The organism is Streptomyces sp. NPDC056486 (assembly GCF_042795295.1).
In the GTDB taxonomy this organism is placed as follows: Bacteria; Actinomycetota; Actinomycetes; order Streptomycetales; family Streptomycetaceae; genus Streptomyces.
This window is the reverse complement of the sequence record NZ_JBHTSF010000248.1, coordinates 1-9,342: the sequence shown is the minus strand read 5'-3', so window position 1 is coordinate 9,342 and position 9,342 is coordinate 1. Positions and strand designations below refer to the sequence as shown.

Annotated in this window: 8 protein-coding genes; 6 read left to right on the top strand and 2 right to left on the bottom strand. The window is 69.3% G+C overall.

The window, feature by feature from the left end; translation table 11 throughout:
- The first annotated feature begins 97 nt into the window (after positions 1–97).
- The 3 genes from ACFQ7F_RS43690 to ACFQ7F_RS43680 all read left to right on the top strand — a co-directional run bounded on the left by ACFQ7F_RS43690 (position 98) and on the right by ACFQ7F_RS43680 (position 5,874).
- Complete coding sequence (locus tag ACFQ7F_RS43690; protein ID WP_383284581.1) at positions 98–1,597, top strand: ABC transporter permease; 1,500 nt, start codon at positions 98–100, stop codon at positions 1,595–1,597.
- Between the two features lie 91 nt (positions 1,598–1,688).
- On the top strand, positions 1,689–2,372 hold the full coding sequence (locus ACFQ7F_RS43685; RefSeq protein ID WP_383284579.1) for an ABC transporter ATP-binding protein: 684 nt from the start codon (positions 1,689–1,691) through the stop codon (positions 2,370–2,372).
- Between the two features lie 160 nt (positions 2,373–2,532).
- Positions 2,533–5,874 (top strand): S8 family serine peptidase, encoded by a 3,342-nt coding sequence (locus ACFQ7F_RS43680; protein WP_383284576.1) that lies wholly within the window; start codon positions 2,533–2,535, stop codon positions 5,872–5,874.
- Position 5,875: 1 nt separating this feature from the next.
- On the opposite strand, the gene ACFQ7F_RS43675 is transcribed toward ACFQ7F_RS43680, so the two are convergent.
- On the bottom strand, positions 5,876–6,004 hold the full coding sequence (locus tag ACFQ7F_RS43675; RefSeq protein WP_383284573.1) for a hypothetical protein: 129 nt from the start codon (positions 6,002–6,004) through the stop codon (positions 5,876–5,878).
- Between ACFQ7F_RS43675 and ACFQ7F_RS43670 the strand changes: the two genes are divergently transcribed.
- Together ACFQ7F_RS43670 and ACFQ7F_RS43665 are read left to right on the top strand one after the other, a co-directional pair.
- Entirely contained in the window at positions 5,994–6,305 is a 312-nt protein-coding gene (locus ACFQ7F_RS43670; RefSeq protein WP_383284570.1) for a winged helix-turn-helix transcriptional regulator, read from the top strand. The two genes, ACFQ7F_RS43675 and ACFQ7F_RS43670, sit on opposite strands and share 11 nt — an antisense overlap.
- A complete protein-coding gene (locus tag ACFQ7F_RS43665) occupies positions 6,302–7,072 on the top strand; it encodes a group II truncated hemoglobin (RefSeq protein ID WP_383284567.1) in 771 nt (256 codons plus the stop codon). Before ACFQ7F_RS43670 ends, ACFQ7F_RS43665 begins: the two co-directional genes overlap by 4 nt.
- Positions 7,073–7,076: 4 nt before the next feature.
- Here the strand turns inward: ACFQ7F_RS43665 and ACFQ7F_RS43660 are convergent, their stop codons facing one another.
- Positions 7,077–8,027: a helix-turn-helix domain-containing protein gene (locus tag ACFQ7F_RS43660; RefSeq protein ID WP_383284564.1), complete on the bottom strand. Its 951-nt coding sequence runs from the start codon at positions 8,025–8,027 to the stop codon at positions 7,077–7,079.
- Positions 8,028–8,145: 118 nt separating this feature from the next.
- On the opposite strand from ACFQ7F_RS43660, the gene ACFQ7F_RS43655 reads away from it, so the two are divergent.
- Positions 8,146–9,204, top strand: a complete 1,059-nt coding sequence (locus ACFQ7F_RS43655) for an NAD(P)-dependent alcohol dehydrogenase (RefSeq protein ID WP_383284561.1) — start codon at positions 8,146–8,148, stop codon at positions 9,202–9,204.
- The last annotated feature ends 138 nt before the right edge of the window (positions 9,205–9,342 follow it).

The following is a 9,342-nucleotide window of genomic DNA, read 5'->3' as shown; positions in this document are numbered from 1 at the left end:
CCTCACGTGGGATGCGGGCCGCCTTCGTTGTTGCTTCTCATCGTTCTCTTATGCCGCCCTTATCCGTTCATCACGGTGCGTACTTAGCTTCACGCACATGTTCTTCACCTACCTGAGGCGCGAGCTGCGCCGCCGCAGAAAAGCGGCCCTCGTCGTGGCTTCCGGACTCGCGCTCGGTATCGCCCTTGTCATCGTCGTCAACTCCGTCTCGTCCGGCATGGAGCAGGCGCAGGGCAAGGTCCTCCAGTCGCTCTACGGGCTCGGCACCGACATGACCGTCACCAAGGCGGCCACTCCGGCCGAGGAGGGGAGCGGCCAGACCGGTCGCCCCCGGTTCAAGTTCGACGCCAAGGACTCCGGCGACGAGGGCAAGGAGCAGAGCAGCGACCGCGTCATGGTGCAGGGCTTCCAGACGCTGTCCTCGACCACCGTCGCCAAAGTCGACGGCCAGAACGGGGTCGATGACGCCGTCGGCGGGCTGAGCCTGCAGGTCATGAAGGTCAACGGGCAGTTCGAGCGCGGGCAGTTCGAGCAGGCGCCGGGCTCCACCGGCAAGGGCGAGCGGCCCGGCGGCGGTGGTGGCGATCAGCAGGAGGGGCAGGTGCGCGGCGGCGGCGCCGACTTCGACGTCGACTCCTACAGCGTCTACGGAACCGATGTCAGCAAGCTCGACCTGGGTCCGCTGACCTCCTCCAGGATCAGCAAGGGACGTACGTTCACGGGATCGGAGACCGAGGCCAAGGTGGCTGTCGCCGATGCCTCGTACGCCAAGGAGAAGAAGCTCTCCGTGGGTGACACCGTCACGATCTCCGACACCAAGATCAAGGTCGTCGGCATCGCGACGCCCGACAGCGGGGACGCGGCGGCCAACCTCTACCTTCCGCTGAAGCGCGCGCAGACCCTCGCCGACTCGAAGAACAAGATCACGACGGTGTACGTCAAGGCCGCGGACTCGCAGCAGATCGACGCCGTCAAGAGCGCCATCCAGAAGAACGTCTCCGGTACGACCGTGACCACGTCGGCCGACCTCGCCGACACCGTGTCGGGCTCGCTCTCCACCGCGTCCGACCTCGCCTCCAGCGTCGGCAAGTGGCTCTCCATAGCCGTGCTCGTCGCGGCCTTCCTGGTCGCGGGCCTCCTCACGTCGTCGGCGGTCAGCCGTCGCGTACGGGAGTTCGGCACCCTCAAGGCGCTCGGCTGGAAGAGCGGCCGTGTGACCCGGCAGGTCATCGGCGAGGCGGTGGTCAACGGCCTGGTGGGCGGAGTGCTCGGCATCGCCGTCGGCCTCGGCGGCGCGTATGTGGTGACGGCGATCAGCCCCACCCTGACGGCGGAACTCGGCTCGGCGGGCGGGCAGTCGGGCGGCGGTATGGGCGGCGGCGGCATGGGCGGCGGCCCCGGCGGTGGCGGCCCCGGCGGCGCCCTGCGCGAGTCCGCGTCGAAGGCGCTCGACATCTCGCTGACCGCACCGGTCAGCGCCACCACCATCGTGCTCGCCGTCGGCCTCGCCGTGGCCGGTGGCCTCATCGCGGGCGCCTTCGGCGGCTGGCGTGCCTCGCGGCTGCGGCCCGCGGACGCCCTGCGCCGCGTCGAGTAGGCGGCTTCAGCGACCGCCGCGCGTCGAGCAAACGGCCTCAGCACCCGCCGCTCACGCCGCCAACCCCCTTACGTATCGCAGGAGTCACACCATGTATCAGCTCAAAGGCGTCACGAAGCAGTACCGCAGGGGCAAGGAGACCGTCGACGCGCTCGCCGGAGTCGACCTGGCCATCGGCGACGGTGACCGGCTCGTCATCCAGGGCCCGACGGGCGGCGGCAAGTCCACGCTCCTTCAGATGCTCGGTGGGCTCGACCGGCCGACGTCCGGCAGCGTCGAACTCGACGGCGTCGACCTGGCCGCGCTGCCCGAGGCACGCCTCACCAAGGTCCGCGCCGAGTCGATCGGCTTCGTCTTCCAGTCCTTCAACCTCATCCCCACGCTCAGCGCCCAGGAGAACGTCGAGACGGCGCTCGTCCCCCTCGGGCTGCGCGCGGCGGACCGCCGTGAACGAGCGGCCGACGCCCTCGCGTCCGTGGGTCTCGGCGAGCGCCGCAGCCACCTGCCCGCCGAGCTCTCCGGCGGCCAGCAGCAGCGCGTCGCCATCGCCCGCGCCTTGGTCAAGCGGCCGAAGGTGCTGCTCGCCGACGAGCCGACCGGCAATCTCGACGAGTCCATGCGCGACGAGATCATGGAGCTGCTCGAAGGGCTCTGGAAGGAGCACGGCCTCACGTTCGTGATGGTCACGCACGACAGCGCGATCGCCCGGAAGGCCCCGCGCCTCGCGACGATCAAGCGGGGGCAGATCAAGGTCACGGAGCGGGCCGCCCCGTAACCGGCTGTCCGGTACCGGACAGCTGAACCGAATATCCGGAACCAAATAACCAACTCGTCACTTCTGACGCACTATTGAGCAGTTGTTCGACTCTGGGTAATACTTCCTCGTCCAGGGGCGGGAGCCCCTTTGACCTCCAGGGGGAGACTTGCGCAGAAAAGTGAAGAGAGCCTATGGGGCCACGATCGCCACAGCGGCGGCCGTGGCCCTTGCCGCGGGTATGACCAGCCCGGCGTCGGCGGCGAAGCAGTCGCCCGACGCGAAGGCGGCAGCCGCACAGGCGGCGGGCCTCAAGAGCGCCGAACAGAGCACGCACCGCGTCACCCTCATCACCGGCGACCGCGTCACCGCCGACTCCAAGGGACGCGTCACCGCCTTCGACCGGGCCAAGGGGCGGGAGCGGATACCCGTACTGACGAAGCGCGTCGGCGGTCACACGCTCGTGATCCCGGCCGACGCGCAGCGCCTGATAGCCACCGGCAAGCTCGATCAGCGCCTGTTCGACATCACCGAGTTGAGCAAGAAGGACAACCGCAGGGCCCAGAAGAAGGGCCTCAAGCTGATCGTCGGCTACAAGGGAGCGGCCGCCGGGGCCAGGTCCGATGTGCGTGCCGCCGGTGACACCACGGTCCGCAGGACCCTGAAGTCCCTGAACGCCGACGCCATCACCACCCCGAAGCAGGACGCCGGCGACCTGTGGTCCGCGCTCGTCGCGGACAAGGGCGGTGCCACCGCGTCCGGCGTCAGCCGCGTCTGGCTGGACGGCGTCCGCAAGGCGAGCCTCGACAAGAGCGTGCGGCAGATCGGCGCCGACAAGGCGTGGGCTGCCGGGTTCGACGGCAAGGGCGTCAAGGTCGCCGTCCTTGACACCGGCGTCGACGCCACGCACGACGACCTGAAGGACCAGGTCGTCGGAGCGAAGAACTTCACGTCTGCGGCGGACGCCACGGACCACTACGGCCACGGCACGCACGTCGCCTCCATCACGGCGGGCACCGGCGCGAAGTCGGGCGGCAAGTTCAAGGGTGTGGCGCCCGGCGCCAAGCTCCTGAACGGCAAGGTCCTCGACGACACCGGCTCCGGTGACGACTCCGGGATCATCGCGGGCATGGACTGGGCGGCCGAGCAGGGCGCCGACATCGTGAACCTGAGCCTCGGCGGCGGCGACACCCCTGGTGTCGACCCGCTGGAAGCCCAGGTCAACAAGCTCTCCGCGGACAAGGGCATCCTCTTCGCGATCGCGGCGGGCAACGCCGGGGCCCCTGGTTCCGTCGGCTCACCGGGCAGCGCGGACGCGGCCCTCACCGTCGGCGCGGTCGACGACAACGACAAGCTGGCCGAGTTCTCCAGCCAGGGCCCGCGCGTCGGTGACGGCGCCATCAAGCCCGACGTCACCGCACCCGGCGTGGACATCACCGCCGCCGCGGCCCCCGGCAGCGTCATCGACCAGGAGGTCGGTCAGAAGCCCGAGGGCTATCTGACGATCTCCGGTACGTCGATGGCGACCCCGCACGTGGCGGGCGCCGCCGCTCTGCTCAAGCAGCAGCACCCGGACTGGAAGTACGCCGAGCTCAAGGGCGCGCTGACCGCGTCCACCAAGGGCGGCAAGTACACGCCGTTCGAGCAGGGTTCGGGCCGTATCGCCGTCGACAAGGCCATCAAGCAGTCGGTCGTCGCCGAGCCGGTTTCCGTCGGCTTCGCGGCGCAGCAGTGGCCGCACACCGACGACAAGCCGGTCACGAAGAAGGTGACGTACAAGAACCTCGGCAAGGATGACGTCACCCTCGACCTGACGGTGTCGGGCACGAACCCCAAGGGCGCCCCGGCTCCCGCAGGCTTCTTCAAGCTCGGCGCGAAGACGGTGAAGGTCCCTGCGGGGGGCACCGCATCGGTCGACCTGACCACCGACACCAAGCTCGGCGGAACGGTCGACGGCGCGTACTCCGCGTACGTCGTGGCGACCGGCGGCGGGCAGTCCGTGCGCACGGCGGCCGCGGTCGAGCGCGAGGTCGAGTCGTACGAACTGACGCTGAAGCACATCGGGCGCGACGGACAGGCCCCGAAGTACTACGACAGCGACCTGGAGGGTGTCTCCGGGCTCGCCACCGAGAAGTCCTTCAACCCGTACGACGCCTCCGGCACGGTCAAGATCCGTGTCCCCAAGGGCGGTTACGTGCTGAACACCAGCATGTACAAGGACCCGAACGACTTCACCAAGGGTGCCGACTGGCTCGCCCAGCCGAAGCTGAGCATCACCAAGAACACGACGGTGACGCTGGACGCCCGCAAGGCGAAGCCGGTCGACATCACGGTGCCGTCGGCGGACGCCAAGTCGTTCTTCGCCTCACCCGACTACACGGTCGACACGGACTACGGCAGCTACGGCTTCGGCTGGTGGCTCGACTCGTACACCGACTTCCGGACCGCGCACCTGGGCCCGCAGGTCACCGACGGTTCGCTGCACCAGCAGTGGGACGGTCACTGGCTCAAGGGTGACGACGCCGAGTACGACACCGTGGCCGGAGGCAAGGTCAAGCAGGTCGCGACCGGCTACACCAAGCACTACAAGGCATCCGACCTTGCCACGGTGAAGGTGGACCTGGGCGCGGCGGCCAAGGACAAGAAGGGCACGATCAGCGCCCTGGGTTACCTCCCCGGCAGCTCGGGCGGCTCCTCGATCAACATTCCGCAGGCGCTGCCCGGCACCCGGACGCTGCACCTGTCCACGGCCGACAGCGTGAAGTGGAGCCTGAACTTCGAGCAGCAGGCCGGGGTCGACCCGGACGGCTGGCCGATCGTCGACGCGGCCTACACGCTGGGCGCCGCGCAGAAGTTCACGGGCGGCAAGAGCTACGAGAAGACGTTCAACACCGCCGTCTTCGGCCCCCGTATCGGCGGCGAGTACGGCGTGACCCGTGAGGGCAACGAGATCGGCGGCTATCTGCCGCTGTTCGCCGACGGCAAGACGCACGCGGGCTCCTCGCTCTTCTCGTCGGTGAAGACGACCCTCTACAAGGGCGCCACCAAGATCGGCGAGAACGAGGACCCGCTGCTCGGCGGCACCACGTTCAAGGTCCCGGCGGCCGATGCCGAGTACAAGCTGTCGACGTCCGTGAAGCGCAGCGTCAAGGTGGCGGCCGCCTCCACGCGCATCGACGCGAGCTGGACGTTCCGCTCCAAGAAGGCCGACAGCGCGAAGCTGCCGGTCTCCACGGCGCGGTTCGCCGCGGCGGTCGACCTGGGCAGCAAGGCCAAGGCCGGCGCGACGCAGTCCGTGCCGGTAACCGTGCAGGGTGCGGCCGCGGGTGCGAACCTCAAGTCCCTTGCCGCGTACGTGTCGTACGACTACGGACAGACCTGGAAGAAGGTCACCGTCAGCGGCGGCAAGATCAAGGTGAAGAACCCGGCCGCGGGCAAGGCGATCTCCTTCCACGCCAAGATCACGGACAAGAAGGGGAACAAGTCGACCCTTTCGATCTACAACGCGTACTACGGCAAGTGAGTTAGCCGTTGACGCCGGGCGCGGCGCCGAAAGGGCTGTCGATCACGTATCGCCAGTGTCCGTCGGCGCCGCGCCTCGCCACGTCCGTGGCGGTGGACCGTACGACACCCTCGATGTCCGTGAAGATCACGCTCACCGCCCTGCGCGGCCGCTGGACCACCCTCATCGTCCGCGAGCTGCTGCGGGCCGACGCCCACGCGGACGGCTCATACGCGGACGGCTCATACGCGGACGGCTCATACGCGTACAGCGAACTGGCCTCCACGTTCCCGGAGTTGTCGGACAAGGTGCTCACAGAGCGGCTGGCCGCCCACGGTCGCCTACGAACTCACCCCCACGGAAGAGAACTCGGCCCGGCCCTGCAGGCGTTGTGGGACTGGGGAGCGCGCATGCCGGCACCACCCACCGCAGAGGAAGCCGACGTCACATGACCGCCCACACCGTCGAGTACATCCGCTACCGCATCCCGTCCGAGCGCTCCGCGGAGTTCCTCTCCGCGTACACCCGCGCCGCCGTCCCCCTGTCCGCGGCACCGCAATGCGTCGACTACGAACTCTCGCGCTGCGAGGAGGACTTCGAGCACTACATCCTCCGCATCACCTGGACCTCGACCACCGACCACCTGGAGGGCTTCAGGGGCTCGGAGCTCTTCCGCGACTTCTTCGCGGAGATCCGCCCGTACGTCGAGAACATCGAGGAGATGCGCCACTACACGCCCACCGCCGTGCGCGGCACGGGCGCGTCGACACCGACCCTGTACACATGGGCGGGCGGCGAGGAGAACTTCGAGCGCCTGACGGAGATCTTCTACGCGAAGGTCCTCAAGGACGACCTCCTCGCCCCGCTCTTCGCGGACCTGCCCGCCGAGCACGCCCTGCACGTCGCCCAGTGGCTCGGCGAGGTCTTCGGCGGCCCCGCCACCTACTCGCAGGCGCACGGCGGCCACACCCACATGGTCGGCAAGCACCTCGGCAAGGGCATCACCGAGCCGCAGCGCCGCCGCTGGGTCAACCTGATGCAGGACGCGGCGGACGACGCGGGTCTTCCGACGGACGCCGAGTTCCGGTCCGCCTTCCTCGCCTACGTCGAGTGGGGCACCCGGCTCGCGGTCTACTTCTCGGGGCCCGAGGCGAGCCGCCCCACCGAGCAGCCGGTGCCGCTGTGGAACTGGGGCGCTGCGCCGCCCTACCAGCCGTGACGCCTCAGCGGGGCGCCGCCCCGGTGCGCGTCGCGTCCGCTCCCCAGCTGGCGAGCAGCCGCAGCGCGTCGGCCGACGCCGAATCCGGCTCCGCGTGGTACGTCATCAGTGACTGATCGTGATCCTCGGGCAGGCTCAGTGTCTCGAACGACAGAGTCAGCTCGCCCACCAAGGAGTGGCGGAAACGCTTGACGCCGTGGCCCTTCTCACGCACGTCGTGCGTGGCCCACAGGGTCCGGAACTCCTCGCTCTTCACGGAGAGCTCGCCGACGAGCGCGGAGAGCAGCGGATCGTTCGGAAAGCAGCCCGCGTCCATCCGCAGGAAGCTCACGATGTCCGACGCCTTCTGCTCCCAGTCCCGGAACAGGACGCGCGACTCGGGGCGCAGGAAACAGATCCGCGCCCAGTTCCGCTCCTCGGGCGGCAGCGCACCCCAGTCGCCGAAGAGCGCGGCGGCCATGCGGTTCCAGCCGAGGATGTCCGTGCGGCGGCCGACCACGTAGGCGGGGACGCCGTCCATCTGGTCCATGAGCTGGAGCAGGGCGGGGCGCACGTGCTGCGGGCGGGCGGCGCGCTTCTTCTTGTGCTGCTTGGGCTTGGCCAGGTGCGTCAGATGCGAGTGCTCGGCGTCCGTCAGACGCAGGGCGCGGGCGATCGCGTCCAGGACCTCGCCCGATACGTTACGGCCGTTGCCCTGCTCAAGACGGGTGTAGTACGCGACGGACACCCCGGCGAGCTGTGCGAGCTCCTCGCGGCGCAGCCCCGGCACACGCCGGTGGCGCCCGAAGTTCGGCAGCCCGACGTCCTCCGGCTGCAGCCGGGCCCTGCGGGTGCGCAGAAACTCGCTGAGCTCGGCGCGGCCGTCGAGGGAGGGCTCGGCGGCTGAGGCGGAGGCTGAGGCGGAGGCGGAAGCGGGGGCGGGGGAGCGCGGGGGTTGGTCGGCGTCGGCGTCCATACATTCCAGTATCAGGGGTCGTACGCATACGAGCCTGTCCCCACCAGTAGTAGGACCGCTGGGCATAGGCAGAGCCGTGACCTGGGTAGATGTCCTTAAGCCTGGCACGGTGGAGTACATGACCGCACAGACCAGCACCACCACCGTTACCGCTTACGCCGCCCCGTCCGCCAAGGCCCCCCTGGAGCGGACCACCATCCCGCGCCGCCCGGTGGGCGAGTCCGACGTACTGATCGACATCAAGTACGCCGGTATCTGTCACTCGGACATCCACCAGGCCCGCGACGGCTGGGGTGAGGGCATTTTCCCGATGGTCCCGGGCCACGAGATCGCCGGTGTCGTCACCGAGGTCGGCTCCGCCGTCACCAAGTTCGCCGTCGGCGACCGCGTCGGTGTCGGCTGCATGGTCGACTCCTGCCGCGAGTGCGAGAACTGCAAGGCGGGCCTCGAGCAGTACTGCGTAAAGGGCAACGTCCAGACGTACAACGCCCTCGACAAGAGCGGCGAGCCCACCTACGGCGGCTACTCCACGCACGTCGTCGTGGACGAGGCGTTCACCCTCCGCATCCCCGACGGCCTCTCCCTGGACGTCGCCGCGCCGCTCCTGTGCGCGGGCATCACCACGTTCTCCCCGCTCCACCGCTGGCAGGCGGGCCCCGGCAAGAAGGTCGCCGTCGTCGGCCTCGGCGGGCTCGGCCACATGGGCGTCAAGATCGCGCACGCGATGGGCGCCGAGGTCACCGTGCTCTCGCAGTCCCTGCGCAAGAAGGACGACGGCCTGAAGATGGGCGCCGACCACTACTACGCGACCAGCGACGAGGCCACCTTCGAGGAGCTCGCGGGCTCCTTCGACGTGATCCTCTCGACGGTCTCCGCGCCGCTGCCCCTGGACAAGTACCTGGGCCTGCTGCGTTCGGAAGGCGCCTTCGTGAACGTCGGCGCCCCCGAGGAGCCCGTCTCCCTCAACCTCTTCTCCGTGATCGGCGGCGGCAAGACCCTCGCGGGCTCCATGATCGGTGGCATCAAGGAGACCCAGGAAATGCTGGACTTCTGCGCCGAGCACGGCCTGGGCTCGGAGATCGAGCTGATCAACGCCGACCAGATCAACGAGGCGTACGAGCGTGTCCTCGCCAGCGACGTGCGCTACCGCTTCGTGATCGACGCGGCCACGATCTGATCGACACCGCCCTCTGCTGAGGCGTGTGGACCCATACGTGACCGCCGTCGCCCCGCGGGCCCCCCAAGGGCCCCCGGGGGGGCGCGGGTGGCGGCGCGGGGGCGGGGGGGCGGGACAACCCCCCGCGCGGGGGGATAT